Raw genomic sequence first — 18861 nt, forward strand, 5'->3', positions numbered from 1 at the left:
TATTACTCCTGCTTTTTTATGCACAACAAGCAAAGACCCAATAAGACGGGTACCGTAAATAATAAAGAAATAAAAGCGCCATGTAAGTCATTAAAGCTAAGTCCTTTTGAAAAAATACCGCGGGATATAGTCAGAAAATGAGTCACTGGATAAACATGACCAATCATTGCTCCTAAACCCTCAAGTGACGATACAGGATCTAATATTCCTGAAAATTGTGAAGCAGGGAGAATGGTTAGAATTGCCGTTCCAAAAATCGCTGCAATCTGACTGTGCATAAAAGTAGAAATCAAAAATCCCATAGATGTAGCAATCACTACATATATAAAAGCGGCAATCACAAAAGTTAAAAAACTGCCTGTAATTGGCACTTTGAAAAAGAAAACAGAAAGAGCAATCAACGCTAAGAAATTAAACATGGCAAGACCAATATAAGGCAGTAGTTTCCCTAGCAAAAATTCCATTTTAGTAACTGGGGTTACATATAAATTGATGATGGAACCTAATTCTTTCTCGCGAACAACCGCAAGTGCAGTTAATATCGCAGGAATCAACATTAAAAGTAAAGGAATCATCGCGGGAACCATCGCTGGTAAACTTTTTACATCAGGATTGTAACGGAACCGTGTTTCTATATTGAAGTAATCCTGAGGATTGTTTTGCTTCAATTCAGGTATATTATTCGCCAGCCAATGTTGATGTAGTCCCAGAATATAATTACTTGCTGTTTCGGCGCGCTGAGGCATAACCCCTTCAATCCAAGCCCCTATTTGTACTGTCCTGCCTCGCTTGATGTCGCGGGCAAAGCCACTGGGTATTTCAAGTGCCAAATTCAATTGCCCGGAACGCATTCTTTTATCTAATTGACTGTAATTTATGATAGGTGGGTACTCACTAAAATAACGTGAACCTGCAATATCAAGAACATAATTCTGACTTACAGTACTTTGATCTCTATCCCAAACCGCAAAAGAGAGATTTTCCACATCCAGATTAATACCATAACTCATAATAATCAGGAGAATGACACTGCCTAGAAAAGCTATAATTGCACGTATGGGTTCACGAATCAGCTCTAGTGTTTCTCGTCTGCAGTAACTGTACATTCGTCTTAAATCAAATGCTGATCTGCATTGAGTTTGTTCTTTTGGAAGAAAAGAACTTTCTTTTGTTTTATCTGCTGATGAAGTAATTTGAGTTTTAGGCTTTTCTTTTTGTGCTTCTTCAAGGTAGCAGATAAATGCTTCTTCCAGGTTTTTCGTTTTTTTTATTTTTATGAGACTGGCTGGCTTATCACTAACTAATACTTTTCCTGCATGCATCAGAGAAATACGATCGCAGCGTTCCGCTTCATTCATAAAATGGGTGGAAATAAAAATAGTGACCCGATCCTGTCGAGCCAGGTCAATTATTAATTGCCAAAATAAATCACGAGCTAAGGGATCAACACCCGAGGTAGGCTCGTCCAGAATTAAAATTTCCGGCTTATGAAGCACTGCTACGGCTAATGAAAGTCGTTGTCGATACCCTAAGGGTAAAGAGTTGGGATATTCATTAATGACATCAGTTAAATAAAAGCGATTCACCAGGTGATTAATATGAGTACTCACTTCTTGTTTAGGCAAATGGAATAATCGCGCATGCAGTAATAAATTTTGAAAAACTGTAAGTTCCGCATACAACGAGAAAGATTGTGACATATACCCAATTTGTCTTCGGATATTGAGATCATGAGCATCAACGGTGTTACCAAAAAGCCAAACTTGCCCCGCACTAATTGGCAATAACCCAGTCAGCATCTTCATCACAGTGGTTTTTCCACAGCCATTTGAGCCAAGAAAACCAAAAATTTCACCACGTTCAATACGAAAGTTTACTGAATTTACTGCAGTAAAATGACCAAACTTTTTGGTCAACTCTTTAGCTTCAATAGCAATTTCAGCATGTTCTTGTTGGGATCGTGGCCGAATAACTACTTTTTGATGATGCTTTTGTTGTTCTTGAGGCAATAAAGCAATAAATGCTTCTTCCAAGGAGTGAGTCTGGGTCTGCTCCAACAAATTAGCATGGGTTCCTGTAGCTAAAATGCCACCATCATTCATAGCGATCAACCAATCAAATCGTGCTGCTTCTTCTATATAGGCAGTAGCCACGAGGACACTCATTTGCGGTTTATCCTTGCGTATGGTGCTGATTAACTCCCAGAATTGGCGCCGTGATAAAGGGTCAATCCCCGTAGTAGGTTCATCTAAAATTAACATATCGGGCGAGTGAATCAGGGCACAACATAAGCCGAGTTTTTGTTTCATCCCACCTGATAATTTGCTTACAGGGCGATCCTTGAAAGGCAAAAGTCCTGTACTGGTCAACAATCGCGTAATATAATGTTCGCGTTCTTTTCGTTCATGGCCAAATAAACGGCCAAAAAAATCGATATTTTCAAAAATTGAAAGTGATGAATAGAGATTTTTTCCTAGCCCTTGGGGCATATAGGCAATACGTGTACACACCGCATTACGATGCTGGGCTCTTTTCATATCGCCACCTAAAACCATAACTTTTCCTTGTTGAACCGCACGTGCTCCTGCGATTAAGGAAAGCACACTGGATTTCCCAACTCCATCTGGTCCAATAAATCCGACGATGCGGTTGGCTGGAAGCTTGAGACTGATTTGTTTTAGTGCCTGTGTCTTGCCAAACCAGAGGCTCACATTATCCAACGCTCCAACCAGCTTGGTATCTTCTTCAGTCATTTGGCACAGTCACCTGTATGTTGGCAGGCCATTTACTCTTGGGATTCAGCTGAACATAAGCCATGCCGGGTAGTCCAGTTTTTACTGCATAGATGTATTTTTTTAACAGTTTTGGGGAAATTCGAGCCTTAATGCGAAACATCAGTTTCTGGCGTTCACTCGCCGTTTCAACCGTTTTAGGTGTAAATTGAGCCACATCGGCAACAAAGGTCACTTTTGCTGGGATTACGTATTGAGGAATTGCATCAAGCACAAGATGTACAGGGGCACCGATCTGTACCCTTCCAGCCTGTTCTGTTGGTAGGAAAAAGACCATATACACATTGGTCAAATCCACCATGTTCAATACTTTTCCTCCAGCAGCGAGCACTTCTCCTGGTTGAGCAACACGAAATTGAATACGTCCATCAAGAGGTGCGACCAAGGTACTGTCTTTAATATCTACCTTCAAACGCTCTACAGTGGCATCTGCTGCATCAACGGATAATTCTGCACCACTGACCTGTGCTTCTGCGGTTGCTATCATGGCATCCTTTTCAGCAACTTGGGCATTTGCTGCTTTAAACACTGCTTCTGCACTATAAAAAAGTGCTTTTGCTTCATCCAAACTGTCCACAGAAGCTGCTCCTTTAGCCACCAGCTTTTCAACTCGAAACAATCGATTTTTTGCTAAATTTAACTCAGCTTGACGCTGTGCTACCGTAGCCAGGGCAACTTCTTTTTCATTTTTCCGTTGGATAACCTGATACTTGGCACTAATCACATTACTTTGAGCTTCTTTGTATTTAGCTTTTGCTTCGCGAAGTTGAGCCTCAAGGGAATCGGCATCCATTATGGCGAGTACTTGACCTGCCTTTACAAAATCACCCTCGTCAACCAGGATTTTTTTTATCCTACCTGCAACTTTAGTATCAATATCAACTTCTATCGCTTCAATCCGTCCATTACCACTGGCAAAATCACTACCAAGTTCTCTTGGTTGAAAGTATTTCCAGACGGAGAATAAAAAAATACCTAAAATGATTACAGTAATTCCCAGCAGCAATTTTGATTTCTTGCCTTGTATCATTTTATAAGCCCCTTATAGGCTAATATTTTTCATGTCTATGCCCCTTGCATTGAACGGAGTAATATGCTTTTATTGCAAGCTCACATGAATTTCATTTATATTTCAATAAGTTTAGTTACTTACTAAGATAAATGCCAGCGCTTTATGGTTCTAGCTATAACGGGGCTAGGCTGAGTAGAATGGCCGGAACACCCCGGCTCCGTTTGGAGGTAAATTTCAAATGAGAATCATTTTGAAATCAATAAGGCATCAAAAAGAAATCAAAAAGGTAATACTGATTTAGGTGCTTGCTATAGTCCGAAATGCTTAAGATCACGAGATAGGATGATCGAACCTGCATTATACCGTTTTGGTCAAGTGTATCATCCATTTTTACTTGTTTTGGGTGACGGACTTTATCACAATAACAGAGTCCGTGTGTAATATTTTAAGCTGTTGACAACGGCTTGATAGCGCGGCCGCATAGATACAAATTCTGACTATCATCCACATTAATTTGTGTTGCTATTCGCTCAATGATTTTATAAGGAATTTCAGTCAAATCACTGCAAAAAGTGCCAATAAATCTAGCCGTAGTTAACTGAAGCGCATAACCCAACCTGCTAAATTGACCTCGTTTATTTCCTATCCATTAATTATCTATTGTAATGTTTGCCATATAATAAATAGCTTCTTTTATAGCTTTATCAGAACAATTTTTATGAGGCACATCAGCTTCTTTACATAAACCACCATGAGGCATTAATCCTTTTCCAATACTTGCTTTGTAGAATAAATAATCAATTGCTGTTTTAAATTGGTCTGGGTGGTCTTTCGATTCAATTTCAGCTTTATTAAATCTGATACTCCAGGCTTTTTTATCAAAGGCAGCAGGAGCATGCATCCTTTTAGCAAAGGGAGGAGCATGGCAAGTTTTGCATGTTATTTCATAGGTATTCCTACCTAAATCACTGGCTATTAAGGGCGTAGTAAATGCAATCAGAAGAGTAAATAGTCTATTTTTCATTCTATGTCCTTTATAAAAGTAATACGAACCTATAAAATCGAAGCTAGTTTCCGATTTTAACATTTTGCTACTGAAAAATCTTATTGGATTTTCGTTCATATAATGAATTAAAATGCGAATATATTTGCTGATTCCCTAAATATTTATGAAAATTTCTTTTTTTAGCACACAAAGATATGAACGGCCCATTTTTGATCAAGTAAATCAACTCCATCATCATGAAATTAATTATTATGATTTCCATCTGAATTCAGGAAGTGTCGGGGCAGTTCCTCCAACAGATGCCGTATGTTGTTTTGTGAATGATTCCATTAATGCCAAAGTAATTGATGGACTTTATGAGCGTGGTGTCCTGCTAATCGCTTTACGCTCTGCAGGATATAACCACGTTGATTATGCTTATGCACAAAAAAAAGGAATAAGCATCTGCAGGGTTCCCTCCTATTCGCCACAAGCGATTGCAGAACATACCGTAGCATTAATTTTATGCCTCAATAGAAAAGTTCACCAAGCCTATAATAGAGTAAGAGAAGGAAATTTTTCTCTCAATGGATTAATGGGATTTAACTTATATCAAAAAACAGTAGGAATTATTGGCACAGGACAAATAGGTACTTCTCTAGCCAATATTCTTAATGGTTTTGGTTGTACAATCCTTGCTTTCGACCCGAAACCTAATGAATGTTGTATCAAACTTGGAGTAGATTATACAAGTTTAGATTCATTATTGAAAAACTCAGATATAGTGAGTCTACATTGCCCATTAAACGACAATACATCCCATATAATCGATTACCAAGCTCTAGAAAAAATGAAACAAGGAGCGATGCTTATTAACACTGGTCGAGGAAAGCTTCTTGACACAAAAGCAGTTATAGAGGCACTAAAAAGTAAAAAATTAAGTTCTCTCGGAATTGATGTATATGAAGAAGAGGAACCATTGTTTTTTGAAGATCATTCCTCTGAAATTATTGATGATGATGTATTTTGTAGGTTACAAACTTTTCCAAACGTACTTATTACTGGTCATCAGGGTTTTTTCACACAAGAGGCCATACAGAATATTGCGTCTACAACATTGGAGAATATAAGTAACTTTGAGAAAAAAACAGGCCCAATCTATTTGGTCACAACTCCATTATAAAATCCAGATTTTTATGAACAGTATATCGAACAAAATTGATCTTTTAATTAATGAAGCCAAGTTACACCTTAATGAGACTCAATCTCTATTAAGTAAACTTCTACAAGTAACAACTGATACTGAAGATGATGGCTCTTCTGATGAAGATAAAATACTTAAAATTCAATTAACGCTGCAATATCGTTTAAGCTGTGAAGATGCTTTGAGCTTTTTATTAAGTCTTGATCATAATTTATTGTATTATCTTGGAATTCAACCGAAGCAGTCTGCTAAAATGAATATGGATCGATTAGCCTATGCAGTAGGTAATGAAGATTTAAAGCAGATCCTAAATATTTTAGCCATATTAACTGGTTCTCTGTCTAAAATCGTTGCGCGATATAAAAACACCCATACTTCTTTTGCATTACGGGATAGGGGCTCTAAAAAACATCACGTTATAACAAAAGAATTCACGAGACTACTAGACAAACAAAATCAGTTTTTAGACGTGTTGCACAAGCTTGATCAGGAAATGGAGCAGATTATAAAACTGCAAGCTGGAGAGCCTATTTTTGATTACATTGCTGCCTTAAGGGGACCTATTTCACATTTTCACCAAGCTATCATGAATGGTCTTGAACAGGGAAAACAGCTCTACCTCCAAGTAAATCAAACACCTTTGCTTGAGTACCAACTCAATAGTTTGCTTAAAGAAACGGAGCACGTACTTCATTTAATGCCTAGTGCCGATAACTCTCACCCCAATTACCCTATTAAACAATTTGATCACCCAGTAACATCTGAACAATTAGAACAACGTGCTGCCGCAAAACGATTACGGCCTTTTTTTGGATAAATAATCTGTATACGAGCAAAATTTGAACTAGTCAGGTTGCTTAAATCGGTTGGCCGTTCCATTACTCCCCCTGACCCAAAATAGCTTATCGATAAGTGGGAATAAGCGCTTCATAGTTTAGAAATAATGACTTTATCTGGGAGTTAAACCACAAGATAAATTCGTTTTATCTTTTTTGTCTGCCGTCTTTATCCCTTTAAAAAAGGAGAAAGTCGCTCTATCTTGCCATATGACAAGCTCTCTACACGGCTCGGGCGATTCTATTTGAGGCTCTTCTAATTTAAGTCTCGCAAAATCTAATTCAATGACATCTGATTCATCGTCAAGAAAAGTTATAGTGACTGTTGAATGCTTTTGTTGCGAACTACTTGTCGTGGTATCTTCATCAAGATCTTCCTCAATAGTTGTCAGAGAAGATGCATCAGAGTTTTGTGCGATACCACTCTCACTAACATCCAATTCATCTTCAGGAAAAGTTATAGAGACGACTGAAAGTCCTTCTTCTATGCTTATTGAACAACTATCTGCTTCTTCGATAGTAACCATAGAAGATGTATAAGCAGCAACTAGCTCTTTAAAAGTTGGTAACGGCGTTGCTTTAAAAGTACTCATATCAGGAGAGCAGTTTGAGCGGTTTTTCTGGATTAATGCATCACTAACTTTTATCGAGTGTTTATGATCATGAGCATAACCCGCCTTGACTAATTTTACTCCTCCATCATTATCATACGAGTTAAGGCAAGCGCGTTTCCTTATGTCTAGACTACCTTGTTCATTTAACATCGGTTGAGGTATATAAACTAACGCAGCATAATAATTAACCGTTACTTCTTTGTAGCCATCGCCTAACTCTTGTCCAAAATAAGTAGCTAATTGGTTATTATTGTTATTTTCATCACAAATGTATAAATTAATTGCTTTTAAATTTCGAGTTAACTCAGGTGTCAGACCACATTGTTTCAGGCGCCAAGCCACCGCATTAGTTGTTAATTGATATGGTTCTTGAGCAAAAAATTCATAATAGACTTGATTAACATTAATCACATAATCAGGATCTCCGGTTCCATCCGCAAGAACGTAAATTACGGTATCGCTGGTTAAATTTTCCTGAGTAAATTTAAATTGGACATCATACCCATCATAATCTTGTTCATTTTCATCAGGATGACGATACACAATTATGTCTGGAATTTTCTTTTTTTCTGCAGATCTTAAGTTATAGCGCCAGTCTAATGCTCTCATATATAAGGAGTAATTATTTTCACTTACTGTAAATGGTATAAATAGGATAACTTTAGGTGTGGACTGCGATTGCGGGACTGATTTTTCAAACATAATTAACGTGTTTTAAATAATAAATGCGGAATTATATAATTTCTTGATTAAGATAGTATTAAGAAATAAATTCTTATGAAGTTTCATTGATATAAAAACCGTTTTTGAATAAAAGCATCAGCTACGTGTTTAACCATAATTGTGAGTTAGTGAATTTTCTTTTCAATAAAATCATGATTAACAAAACCCATTAGCAGTGTTTGTACTGCATTTTCCCCCATTTTTTCTCTGGGACAAAAATCCATCGCAACAGCAAAGCCTATTTCTTTCAAAGACTCATCCCATCCTGTCTCTTTGTTCAAAATTGGTTTTATTTTTTCAAATAAAGAGTCTACAAAAATATCGTCCATAGAAAGAGATTGCTGCTTTTGAGGTTTATTAATAAGCATTGTTTTTATCGTGGTATAAAGTGCATAGTTCAATAGATATAAGGCAGATTCCTGCGCCACATATACTTGATCCAAACTGATCTTCTGCTCTTGAATATACAAATGAGTCATATGATAGTTCTCCGGGCAAAACTCGTGCTCAATAAAGTCCTTTTGCTGAGCGTTATGTACTTCACATCGGAAAAGTAAATACTCTTCGTGTTGTGAATCAAGGGTCGAAATTTTAAAACATCCTTGAAAAATATTAGGCTGGTTCCAAACAGTTACCAAGATTAAAGTTTCAATATTTATGTCGATAGGACTCATTTTCATTAATACATTTCATTTTTGTTTACTAGTGTACAAATAGATAACATATGGGGCAAGATATGATTTTCCAGTGAGTCATAAATTTGAAAAATACGAAATAAGGCCCTCTTAACCTTTATGAATTGGAACGACTTGTTGGACTTTACCGCTAAACTTAGCACCTATAGTTAAAATAGCTGGAAATTGTTTGATTACAGGTAATAGTAACGATCTAGGCCAAGATTTCATCATAGCCAATTGTGCAAAAAGGGAAGAAACGTGAATGCGTGTACTAAAATATTTACGCCATTGCTTTGAATAATAATTACCAACCTCGTCCAAATGCCCTATCCCCTTATGATTCGATTTAAACTGTATTAAACAGTGTGCCAGTAACCAGGCAGATTGCATCGCCATACTGATTCCTTCAGCAACAACCGGATGTGCTTCTCCCGCAATATTACCTACAAAAAAAATACCTTCGCTATAACAAGAGCGAATCCCCGGTCTAATCGGCCCTGCTGCCAACCAGTCTCCCTTACGTTCTGCACTGCTAAGAGCTTCTCTAACCCCGCGGCATTGGCTCAATAGATGTTGATAAACTGCTTCCCCTGCTTGTATCCCTGGAGTTTTTGAGCGCAAATCATGTAGTGCATCACGTCGAATACAACAAGAAAGAGTGACTTTCTGCAGGCTACTGTGCACAATTCCTCCGTATCCGCCAGGAAATGCAAGTAACGGCATCAAATTTGTAGGTAAATTGGTGTTATTAAAATGTGCTTTAAATGCTAAAAGATCAGAAGCTTGATGCATTTTAGTTTCTGAGTGCACAATCTTTTTTTCCCATGAACCATGGGCAATAACAACTAGTGGAGCAATGATCTCACTGGTTTTATTATTTTCCTTTATAGAGCAAATGAATACCCTGTCTTCTCGACAACGGTGTAAATTTATAGCCTCACAAGGCTGCCAAACATGTACCCCTCTCAATTTGGCTTGCTCTATAAGCTCTGTATCAAGATACTCTCGTGCTAACGCCCTACCCCATAGATTTTTTGAGGCATTAGAGGGAGGCATATTTGCGGTCATTATCACATCATCCGCATATAAACCGACTTTCTTTACTTCAGGACCACCATTTGCTAAATAAAACTCTTCTAATCCAAGTTTTTGAAGAAGAGATAAACTTGTAACCGATATAAATTCACCGCAGACTTTTCTACGCGGAAACTGCTTCTTTTCGACCAAACCTACGTTCCAACCCGCTTCAGCAAGTAATAATGCTGTAGTTGCGCCAGCTGGTCCTCCTCCAATAATGAGCACATCCAAAGTCATAGGCTTTCCATAGTACTATTTCAGAATAAGAATACTCCACCAAAATGGGAAGTGCCATTTGAGCTGATAATTTTTAATACCGGCCTGCTGCAATAAAAACTCTAATTCTTTTCGGGTAAAACTTTTTTGAATGGAAAGCAAACCATCATGTGTAATAAGTCGATTATAAAATAATATAGGACTTATTATTTTATACAGCCAATAAGCAATAACGTTGCGATGTAAATCATTAATAATTACCGCTTTACGGGCTGTATCATTAGCTTTTACTAAAAAGGCAATTAATTCTTCGTCATCCAGATGATGGCACACCAAATTGATTAAAATGATATCCACACTATTTGTGGCTATTTCCAGTTCTGGTTGTTGTTGAATTTTAAACTTAACTGGAGGGTCTTCATTTTTTTGTTGCCATTCATGCAACTCTTTTTCTGCAAGGTTAATGGCCTCTACAGAAACATCCAATCCCAGCAGGCGCATTTTAGGATAATATTTACTAAGATTAAGTAGGAATAAGCCGCCACCACATCCAACATCTGTTAGCACCGAATGTTGCGAAAACTGTCGAAGTAAATGTACTGTGTTATTAAAAATACCCATCAACTTATTAATTTTAAATAATTTTTTTAAAGACTGCTCATATTCTTGTGATGTATAAAAATCTGGACCGAGATCAATAATTTCCTTTTCCATTGATCGTGTTTTGAATTTGCCCATGTTATTTCTAAAATAATGAGAGATTTTCATTTTGCATTGTATACTTAAATATTGCAATCAATGATTTAGGTTGATAAATAGATCCGTAAGCAAGATAAAATTTGTCTATATGGAAAGGGAAACTTCAAAAAAAGGGAAAAAATGCACGCAAATATTACTGCAATTGGAACAGCAAGCCCCCCGTTTATGCGTACACAAGATGAGATTGCCGAACTTATTTCTATAGGGTTTCATCTTGATGAAACACAAAAGAAAATATTAAAAAAAATCTATAAATCTTCAGGAATTGATACTCGATATAGTGTATTAACTGATTATTGTAAGCAGCCAGGACAATTTGAGTTTTTTCCTAATACTCCTGAAGAAAGCTTTCCATCAACTTTACAAAGAATGATGTTATATAAGGAGAATGCGCTTAATCTAGCCATAACATCCATCGAAAACTGCTTAAACAGTATTGATTTTGACAAAAGTAAAATTACCCATTTAATTACAGTCAGTTGTACTGGTATGTATGCACCGGGAATTGACATTGAGATTGTTCATAAACTTAACTTATCCTCTTCCGTTAAGCGAACGGCAATTAATTTTATGGGTTGTTATGGTGCCTTTAATGGTTTAAAAGTAGCCAATGCGTTTTGTCAAACAGAACCTGATTGCAATGTACTCTTGGTTTGTGTTGAGCTTTGTACGATACACTTTCAAAACACTTTTAACATAGAAAACATTATCTCAAATGCTATTTTCGCTGATGGCGCGGCATGCGCTTTAATTCAGGGACAAACCAATCAAAAATGTTTTGCTCTTGAATCATTCTATTGTGACTTAGTACCACAAACTAGTCGAGACATGGCATGGACCATTACCAATTATGGATTTGATATCATACTAAGCTCTTATGTGCCTGAAGCAATTGAAGCAGGTATTTTCATGTTTACTGAAAAACTGCTAAAGCAATCCAATTATTCATTTAATGATATAGATTATTACGCGATTCACCCAGGAGGCATTAAAATTTTGCACGCATGCGAGAAAGCATTAAAGATTACAGCGCATGACAATCAATATGCTTATGATGTATTAAGAAATTATGGGAATATGTCCTCTGCAACCGTATTGTTTGTATTAAAAAACATCTGGGATAAATTAAGTGCTCGAGATGAGGCGAAACATATTTTTAGTTGCGCGTTTGGACCAGGATTAACTTTAGAATCGATGATACTCAAAATCCAGCATCATTAACCATGAAAATTATCCCCTTCTAACCGCTACCCTTGATTTAACAGGTAAGGGTTTTTTGATGCTTACAATCAGCTTCATCAACAGCCCCTATAGGTGAGCCCCCCGTATTAAACATAACGAATAATGAACTTCCTAGAGAAGAAGAGTCTAAATTTGCTTTGTCATGATATTGGGCATTAATCAGTGCAATCTCATTTCTTAAAGTTTCTGTTTCAGCTGGGTATTCGTCTTTATGTAGGTCTATAACCTCTGCTAAACTTAGTAAGTTCCATAAGTTGTATCGTAAAATGCCACTAAACTCATTGACTAGGCTTACTTTCATCGCTTTGTTTTTAAAAGTCTGGCCTTGAGCATCTTTCATATCAGCTACTTTCGACATTCCCCCCAGTTGCTTAATGAGGTGATGCAGCCGAATAATTTCCTCAAAATTAACTGTGCCAATATTTTTAGCTTTGTTTAATAATTTATGTGCAGCGGATTCACGAATTGGGGCGCCGTGTTGTACCAAGTATGCGAGTAAAGTCATATTTCTTATTTTACATGCATAATCAACAGGTAAATCATCTGATGTATTAATTGGATAATTAAATGAAACACCATGCTTTACAAGAGTATTTAGCATAACGTAATCAATCGTTTTCTTAGAGAGTAACGACGACAAAAGAGATTGATTCGTCGGAGTAACCACTTTATTGATAAAATCTGGATTTTTATCAAGCCCCTTATCTACTTCTTGATAAGAGCTATTGTAAACTGCTGCAGTAAGATTGAGAAATATAGGCTCAACATCATTGTTTTCTATGTATTTAATATCAGTGGCTTTACCCATTTTAAATCCCCAACTTAAATAAAAATATTTATCAAATAAAGATTCACATCCCTTTAATCGATGCCCATATTATCATCAAAAAATACAATTTACAGCTCATATGTATATTCATTCTTAATTTTCTCTTAATTTTCACAATGTATATTGTGCGAAAGAATATACATTGTGGGGAATAGTGGGGCATGTTGAGCTATAAAGAAATTCTTGCGTTATTAGATAAAGCAGTTAAAAAAACTGTGGAGCGTGTTGTTTCTGCTTCAGATAAACAAGCCAAGTCAGTTAAAAAAGCATCTGCTAACACTGCCATTTTGGTGGATAACGCAGCTGAAGAGACCAGAGTTTTAATTGAAAAAACAATCACAGGTATGAGAACAAAACCAGTTCACGAGCAACTTGTGCAAAATGCCAATACAACTACAAGTAGCGCATCATCTTTACCCGCTCAAGCCCCATTAGCTCAAGTAACGCAACCAGAACAGGCGCAAAATGTACCTCAAATCATACCAGTGACAGCCCAACTCGAATCATTATTCACTTTAATAGGCAATAAAATCAAGGGGCATGACCAAAAGCAGCATTTAAAATCGGTGTTGATAAAAGCTATTCTTAGCAAGAATACGGCTCTTTTTAGAGAACTGATGCTACAACTTGAGCTTTATGATTCATCAACTTTTGAACAGTACACTAAGCTCTTAGAGTTGCATCAAAAAGCCCCTCTTGCTATTTTACACTCTCCTGTTCTAGCGTATGTTCAAAAAGAACTTGCTGGAGAGGATGTAAAACCTTTAATTTCACTTTTATTAAATGTATTTCAATCCATACCTGAGTCATCAAAAGAAAAAGCAGGCATATGTCTCAGTATGCGTGATAAAAAGCACTTATTACCCATATTACTTGATCAAGTCGATACTCAAATTAAAAAGGCAGTTCTTTCACAGCTTACCGATTTATCTTTTGATGCGGTGTTGCCATCATTTAGACCGTCAATTGGTGATACAAGTTACATACCAGTTAGATTAACGCACAAACAGTATCTACAAATTGTTGCTAAGGGTGTAGATCAATCCATTTTTATTGCACTAACTATCGGTTATTTAAACTCAAATGGACTTGCATCAAAAGATTTTTTACAAGAATTAACCGCTAACTATTTATTTGTGAACTATGAAAACTGTTTGGCTGCAATTGAGAAACATTTCCAAGAGATGGAATTACCGCAAAACGCGCCTACAGGCTATGAGCAAAGCGTTCGCTCTATAGGCAAATTTATTATGGAGTTTGATCATCGTAAAAACGATACTCGACGTTTTTTTGAAACACGCCTTGCACAATACATCAATGGATTAACGCACTCCGAGGATACATTACATAGCATAGATGAGCCTTATGAAGACTTATTTGATGACAGCCAATTGCGGTTAAAAACGCTTGATGCAGCAAATAAAATATTATATTTCTTCCTTGGTCCGGAAGGGGTTGTAAACTCTCCTTTAGAAATGGAAAGAAAAATCAGTATTTTTGCTAATGGTTATAAAGATAAAGACAAGTACAATCAAGAAGAGCTCGAACGCTTCATGAAGTCTTGCTCTGCCTATCATGGAAGAGATCGAATGGCCAAAGCAAAAGAAACTGGCATTTTAGAAAGAAAATATGAAACATCAGTTGATAAGGTAGGTGCTGATACGTGGAACTCTTCCGGAGGCACGATGCGTTCAACCTCCGCGACGTTTGTTGATGCACAGCGAGATCCCATGCGTAATATGTTGGTTGACACCAGCGAAGTCTCGCCGAAAAAGGAGGTAGATCATCCTCAATGGTTTTGGTCAAATAATCGCGTTCGCTCAGCATACGTAGGTTCGATTTCTGGACATACGTGTAATATTGCATTCATGCTTAATTGCTATATGAAAGAAAATCAAAAAGATCCCAATTTAAGCCAGGACATTAATCTATTTTTAGTTCAGCTAATCGCTGTATATGCAAAGCGCGGTTATCATGGCATGCTCGAAGTTATAGATGTTTTGCATGATCCATTGGTCCAAAATCTATTTCAAGACAATAATGTAACGCTTAACTTAGCTCAATATTTCCGTCACAATCAGGAGGTTGGTGCATTTCTTGAATACGCAATGAATGACACTTCGGTTTATGCTCAGATTATAGCAAGTAAACAACATTTAAAATGCGAGTTAGCTAGATTCTTTATCCCGAGTGTCACATTAGAATTAGGAAGCTCAGCAAATGTTGAAGCTGAGAGTTACATGCCGTCTGGCAACTAATATTAAAAATAGGATGAAAGATGGTGTTTATAGCTCAATTGATAAATAAAATTATTTTATTAACACTATTTCTTTCTTTATCCTTTTTTTCTTCACCAACACTTAATGCCAATCCTTATGATTTAAGAGTATATAATATGTATGAAAAAACACCCATTGCTGATAAAACGCAAGAAGGCAGCTACCTCAAGTCAATTAAATTCTTTAAATATGAATATCCGAAAGAGCACTGGTCAATAGATTATACTAAAGCAGGAACATCTATTGCTCATGTAAGAGTAAAGGATAAATACAATTACTCCATCATATTAAATCCAACAGACTGTAGAGGCTACAGAATCATAGTAAGGTATTTAAATGATACTCATTCCGATATTGCTTCTGCACTCAATCGCCGTTATACAGTAGCAGAAGAGCGTGGATTAAATGAAGTCACCGCAATGATGGAACGAGTATATGAACGTCTGGGGCTTATTCCACAATTTTCTCAACTTGGCAACAATTCGCATTCCTTTGATGAAAAAACGCGTGAAATCACTATAGGTAACGAAGAAGAACCTGGTATGCTCCATCTTCACCTTTGGGGTAGAGGCGATCCCAACCATGAGTTTATCCCTGGGGTACCTTTGCGTGGCCCTATACCAGGATTAATGTTTGATCTGATAGCGAAATCCAAAACCGAGCCAACTAATCAATTTGCAATTAAGTGGGAGCCTCAAGAGTTGGAAATTGCTTTGTCTGTATTGAAAGAAGAACTGGGTGCCTATATTGATTCGGAAGAGTTTAGAGAGGAATTTAGCGACTCATTAGACGTTTCAATTGATCCAGTAACTCATCCAGCGATGGAGGCGTTCAAGAATTAACTTGTCTTGATTTAACAACATTATCTGTCTTATATCCAGAATGGTCTAATCTTTTCTCATGAAACGAAAAATAATGAGGAAACACCATGTTTACTAAAAAATTATGCCGTGTTTTTGTTTTAACATGCTTTTTTATAGTGAGCACTTCAGGTTATACAACAGCAAATAACATACAATTTTTCTATTCGAATAATAATCAAATTCTTGATCTTGAGCAGGCATATCAGCACTTAATTGGTAAAGAGCAGCGTCAGCTCCAAAAAGCTAGTCTCCATATATTGCCACAACAACATATGGAGGTAGGAGCGTTTAAAAATGTTCTTGGAACCTATACGTCACAAGAAAAAAAGCTATTTACAGCAGATAACTCTGAGGTTTTTTTTGTTTCACCGTTACAAAAGATGTCCCGAGAAAAAACGTTTCTCATCGCCATAACTTTGGCCAAACAACTTAAGCAAGAGAGTGTTGCTGTTTTTATTCCAAGCACTACAGGCACAATTGCACATATAAAATTGGTTTTTAGTTACACTAAGCCCACGATTACTGAGGTAATGCAGCTGGTTCATAAGCTCCCTACCTCATTGGCAACAGCCTTCACTTTAAAATTAAAAAACAGCCACTCTGATTTTGAATCAGCAGAAGTGCACTCCATTGAATGGCTTGGCAATAATCTTAATAGCTCAGTGATTAAAGAGTTTTTCCCTTTTGATACTGTACTTTCATATAACGGTGAAGCGTACTTGGTTTTTAATACTGGGCGTCTCCAAAAACTATAAATTGTTATAAGAATGATCGCGTGTTACAAAAAAAAATATCTGGAAAATATTCAAAGAGATACATAAGAAAACATCTACATGATCTTGCATAAATTGAATTTTTGACTATTCCTATTTAATAGCAATTAAATATAGGTATAGGATTATATACAATTGCTTTGCTGTTCGTTTTGATGTAAATGATTTTTTTGTTGTAGTGATTTTTAACTTTTTCAGGAGAAAATCATGAAAAAAATATTTTCTGTTCTACTATTAACAGCAACGTTTTCTTCAGGGTATGCTTTGGGTACGATAAGTACAGTTGTTTCGTCGCCAGGTAGCGCAGGAGCAAGCACCACAGGTACTGAAGGAACTAATACAAATACCGGCACGAATACTGGAACGAATACTGGTACAAACACGAATACTGGAACCAACACTGGCACAGATAATGGTACAGGCACCAATAACGGTACCAATACCAATACCAATAACGGTACCAATACCAATAATGGTACCAATAATAACACCAGTACTACCTATTAAATAAGGAGCTGAAAGCAGCTTAAACTTAGTTCGCAAAAGACGAGGCTAGTGTTTGTTCTCTCAACGTCTCACGGTTTTACGTAAGTCTAAGCAAGCCGTGGGACGTTAACCTCTCTCCCCTATTTCAAAAATTAAACTCAGTATTTAGCGCTTTACTTTGAGGTTCATGATCTTGCAAAGCACAATCTGGACGACAGTTACTTTTGTAGAGTTGATAAATCGTGGCAAAAACTTCTTTTTCCATGTTACTCTTAAAATATTCAATAGCATCCTCATCCCCATAACGCACAGCGAGATCAAGCCAATCAAAACCAGCTCTCCAGTCACATTTTAGTCGTTTTGGAAATTTTACTTCAATACCCTCATCCATTTCTTGTTTTAACACTTCAAGGTCAGCAAAAGCAATAAGTGCCATTTCAAATTGAGCGCTGCTGTATTGTTGCATGCCAGGAGAAACTTCGGTAATTCGTTTTGCTGTAACCAGAGTTCTTTGTATATACTCGCCAAAAGAAATCACTTCTTTAGGGGGGCTAAAAAATCGTCGTTTCATTTTTAGATTCAAAAAAAGTTTAATTGTGAGCATATAATACAATTAAATGTTTTTTGTTCTAATATAAATTCATTATTTAATCGTTTCTACGCTATAAACAAACACAAAAATCAGATGGATGATTTTATAGGAGATAAATATGGAGAAAAGAGTATGCGTTATTATTGGCGTTGGGCCGGGAAATGGTGCTGCTTTTGCTTCTCGCTTTTCCAAAGAAGGATATCATTTGGCTTTATTAGCACGTTCAAAAACGTTTACTACGGAGCTGGCAAATAAGTTAGGAAATGCATACGCTTATGAATGTGATGTAGGCCAGAGTGATTCAGTGCAAAATACTTTTAGCCAAATTCAACAAGACTTAGGAATAATAGATGTCATTGTATACAACGCAGGCTCAGGCTCATGGGGTAATATCGAACAAATAAAACCAGAAGATTTCGAAGCAAGTTGGCGAGTGAACGCATATGGATTAATGCTAGTTAGTCAACAAGTGCTCGCTAGTATGAAGCAACAAGGAAAAGGAGCACTTATAATCATTGGTGCAACAGCCTCTAAAAGAGGTGGAATTAAAACTGCAGCATTTGCTCCAGCTAAAGCAGCACAACGAAGTCTTGCTGAGTCAATGGCTAAATATTTAGGCCCCCTGGGAATTCACGTTGCCCTAGTTATTATTGACGGAGTTGTTGGTTTACAAAAAACAAGAGAGTTTATGCCAGATAAACCTGATGATTTTTTTGTTAAACCAAACGATGTTGCTGAGACTGTATTCTGGTTAACACAACAAGCCCCCTCTACTTGGTCATTTGAAGTAGAGATTCGTCCATTTGGTGAAGTTTGGTAGTAAGAAAACGTCATTCTTGTATGTGTGGAGAGTAAGAGTTAATTCAGCGAATGCTATCTCCTTACGGAAGCGTAGCGTAACC

The 18861-nt window shown here is 36.9% G+C and carries 18 protein-coding genes; 7 read left to right on the plus strand and 11 right to left on the minus strand.

From position 1 onward, the window contains the following. Positions 1–2 precede the first annotated feature (2 nt). From rbbA to BGO44_RS08060, 4 genes are all read right to left on the minus strand, one after another. Positions 3–2753, minus strand: coding sequence for a ribosome-associated ATPase/putative transporter RbbA (gene rbbA, locus BGO44_RS08050; protein ID WP_273197889.1), 2751 nt, complete (start codon positions 2751–2753; stop codon positions 3–5). Beyond that, the gene (locus BGO44_RS08055) at positions 2746–3822 is read right to left on the minus strand and encodes an HlyD family secretion protein (protein WP_273197890.1); all 1077 of its coding nucleotides are present in this window, start codon (positions 3820–3822) and stop codon (positions 2746–2748) included. The genes rbbA and BGO44_RS08055 overlap by 8 nt, the downstream gene beginning before the upstream one ends. A gap of 427 nt (positions 3823–4249) precedes the next feature. Next, entirely contained in the window at positions 4250–4450 is a 201-nt protein-coding gene (locus BGO44_RS18565) for a DUF4158 domain-containing protein (RefSeq protein ID WP_083503927.1), read from the minus strand. 3 nt (positions 4451–4453) lie between these two features. Then, positions 4454–4828 (minus strand): c-type cytochrome, encoded by a 375-nt coding sequence (locus BGO44_RS08060; RefSeq protein WP_058510340.1) that lies wholly within the window; start codon positions 4826–4828, stop codon positions 4454–4456. Positions 4829–4973: 145 nt separating this feature from the next. Between BGO44_RS08060 and BGO44_RS08065 the strand changes: the two genes are divergently transcribed. Both BGO44_RS08065 and BGO44_RS08070 read left to right on the plus strand, forming a co-directional pair. Further along, positions 4974–5972 carry a 2-hydroxyacid dehydrogenase gene (locus BGO44_RS08065; protein ID WP_273197891.1) on the plus strand — a complete coding sequence of 333 codons (999 nt, stop codon included), beginning with the start codon at positions 4974–4976 and terminating at the stop codon, positions 5970–5972. A 13-nt stretch (positions 5973–5985) separates the two neighbouring features. Continuing rightward, positions 5986–6810 (plus strand): hypothetical protein, encoded by an 825-nt coding sequence (locus tag BGO44_RS08070; protein ID WP_273197892.1) that lies wholly within the window; start codon positions 5986–5988, stop codon positions 6808–6810. A gap of 132 nt (positions 6811–6942) precedes the next feature. Here the strand turns inward: BGO44_RS08070 and BGO44_RS08075 are convergent, their stop codons facing one another. The 4 genes from BGO44_RS08075 to BGO44_RS08090 all read right to left on the minus strand — a co-directional run bounded on the left by BGO44_RS08075 (position 6943) and on the right by BGO44_RS08090 (position 10874). Then, the gene (locus BGO44_RS08075; RefSeq protein WP_286823029.1) at positions 6943–8145 is read right to left on the minus strand and encodes a hypothetical protein; all 1203 of its coding nucleotides are present in this window, start codon (positions 8143–8145) and stop codon (positions 6943–6945) included. Between the two features lie 146 nt (positions 8146–8291). After that, complete coding sequence (locus BGO44_RS08080; RefSeq protein WP_058510343.1) at positions 8292–8846, minus strand: hypothetical protein; 555 nt, start codon at positions 8844–8846, stop codon at positions 8292–8294. A 105-nt stretch (positions 8847–8951) separates the two neighbouring features. Continuing rightward, complete coding sequence (locus BGO44_RS08085; RefSeq protein WP_058510344.1) at positions 8952–10157, minus strand: NAD(P)/FAD-dependent oxidoreductase; 1206 nt, start codon at positions 10155–10157, stop codon at positions 8952–8954. A 15-nt stretch (positions 10158–10172) separates the two neighbouring features. After that, entirely contained in the window at positions 10173–10874 is a 702-nt protein-coding gene (locus tag BGO44_RS08090; protein WP_058510345.1) for a methyltransferase, read from the minus strand. Positions 10875–10973: 99 nt separating this feature from the next. Here BGO44_RS08090 and BGO44_RS08095 point away from each other — a divergent pair, with 99 nt between their 5' ends. After that, on the plus strand, positions 10974–12116 hold the full coding sequence (locus tag BGO44_RS08095) for a type III polyketide synthase (protein ID WP_273198016.1): 1143 nt from the start codon (positions 10974–10976) through the stop codon (positions 12114–12116). Positions 12117–12153: 37 nt separating this feature from the next. Here the strand turns inward: BGO44_RS08095 and ankJ are convergent, their stop codons facing one another. Then, positions 12154–12945, minus strand: a complete 792-nt coding sequence (gene ankJ / locus BGO44_RS08100) for a Dot/Icm T4SS effector AnkJ/LegA11 (protein ID WP_058510347.1) — start codon at positions 12943–12945, stop codon at positions 12154–12156. 182 nt (positions 12946–13127) lie between these two features. Here ankJ and ceg14 point away from each other — a divergent pair, with 182 nt between their 5' ends. The 3 genes from ceg14 to BGO44_RS08115 all read left to right on the plus strand — a co-directional run bounded on the left by ceg14 (position 13128) and on the right by BGO44_RS08115 (position 16863). Continuing rightward, positions 13128–15224 (plus strand): Dot/Icm T4SS effector Ceg14/sidL, encoded by a 2097-nt coding sequence (ceg14, locus tag BGO44_RS08105; RefSeq protein WP_273197895.1) that lies wholly within the window; start codon positions 13128–13130, stop codon positions 15222–15224. 20 nt (positions 15225–15244) lie between these two features. Continuing rightward, complete coding sequence (locus BGO44_RS08110; protein WP_333660391.1) at positions 15245–16087, plus strand: hypothetical protein; 843 nt, start codon at positions 15245–15247, stop codon at positions 16085–16087. A gap of 86 nt (positions 16088–16173) precedes the next feature. Beyond that, positions 16174–16863: a hypothetical protein gene (locus BGO44_RS08115; protein ID WP_273197896.1), complete on the plus strand. Its 690-nt coding sequence runs from the start codon at positions 16174–16176 to the stop codon at positions 16861–16863. A 270-nt stretch (positions 16864–17133) separates the two neighbouring features. Here BGO44_RS08115 and BGO44_RS08120 read toward each other — a convergent pair whose 3' ends face one another. Further along, entirely contained in the window at positions 17134–17424 is a 291-nt protein-coding gene (locus BGO44_RS08120; protein WP_273197898.1) for a hypothetical protein, read from the minus strand. Between the two features lie 88 nt (positions 17425–17512). Continuing rightward, complete coding sequence (locus BGO44_RS08125; RefSeq protein WP_273197900.1) at positions 17513–17938, minus strand: hypothetical protein; 426 nt, start codon at positions 17936–17938, stop codon at positions 17513–17515. A gap of 139 nt (positions 17939–18077) precedes the next feature. Between BGO44_RS08125 and BGO44_RS08130 the strand changes: the two genes are divergently transcribed. After that, positions 18078–18779 carry an SDR family NAD(P)-dependent oxidoreductase gene (locus tag BGO44_RS08130; RefSeq protein ID WP_273197901.1) on the plus strand — a complete coding sequence of 234 codons (702 nt, stop codon included), beginning with the start codon at positions 18078–18080 and terminating at the stop codon, positions 18777–18779. Positions 18780–18861 lie beyond the last annotated feature (82 nt).

The organism is Legionella sp. 39-23, from assembly GCF_001897665.1.
In the GTDB taxonomy this organism is placed as follows: Bacteria; Pseudomonadota; Gammaproteobacteria; order Legionellales; family Legionellaceae; genus Legionella; species Legionella steelei.

Bases quoted from the DNA above. Each gene is read 5' to 3' on its own strand.
- rbbA (WP_273197889.1), bottom strand. From the start codon at position 2,753: ATGACTGAAGAAGATACCAAGCTGGTTGGAGCGTTGGATAATGTGAGC.
- BGO44_RS08055 (WP_273197890.1), bottom strand. From the start codon at position 3,822: ATGATACAAGGCAAGAAATCAAAATTGCTGCTGGGAATTACTGTAATC.
- BGO44_RS08060 (WP_058510340.1), bottom strand. From the start codon at position 4,828: ATGAAAAATAGACTATTTACTCTTCTGATTGCATTTACTACGCCCTTA.
- BGO44_RS08065 (WP_273197891.1), top strand. From the start codon at position 4,974: ATGAAAATTTCTTTTTTTAGCACACAAAGATATGAACGGCCCATTTTT.
- BGO44_RS08070 (WP_273197892.1), top strand. From the start codon at position 5,986: ATGAACAGTATATCGAACAAAATTGATCTTTTAATTAATGAAGCCAAG.
- BGO44_RS08075 (WP_286823029.1), bottom strand. From the start codon at position 8,145: ATGTTTGAAAAATCAGTCCCGCAATCGCAGTCCACACCTAAAGTTATC.
- BGO44_RS08080 (WP_058510343.1), bottom strand. From the start codon at position 8,846: ATGAAAATGAGTCCTATCGACATAAATATTGAAACTTTAATCTTGGTA.
- BGO44_RS08085 (WP_058510344.1), bottom strand. From the start codon at position 10,157: ATGACTTTGGATGTGCTCATTATTGGAGGAGGACCAGCTGGCGCAACT.
- BGO44_RS08090 (WP_058510345.1), bottom strand. From the start codon at position 10,874: ATGGGCAAATTCAAAACACGATCAATGGAAAAGGAAATTATTGATCTC.
- ankJ (WP_058510347.1), bottom strand. From the start codon at position 12,945: ATGGGTAAAGCCACTGATATTAAATACATAGAAAACAATGATGTTGAG.
- ceg14 (WP_273197895.1), top strand. From the start codon at position 13,128: ATGTTGAGCTATAAAGAAATTCTTGCGTTATTAGATAAAGCAGTTAAA.
- BGO44_RS08110 (WP_333660391.1), top strand. From the start codon at position 15,245: ATGGTGTTTATAGCTCAATTGATAAATAAAATTATTTTATTAACACTA.
- BGO44_RS08115 (WP_273197896.1), top strand. From the start codon at position 16,174: ATGTTTACTAAAAAATTATGCCGTGTTTTTGTTTTAACATGCTTTTTT.
- BGO44_RS08125 (WP_273197900.1), bottom strand. From the start codon at position 17,938: ATGAAACGACGATTTTTTAGCCCCCCTAAAGAAGTGATTTCTTTTGGC.
- BGO44_RS08130 (WP_273197901.1), top strand. From the start codon at position 18,078: ATGGAGAAAAGAGTATGCGTTATTATTGGCGTTGGGCCGGGAAATGGT.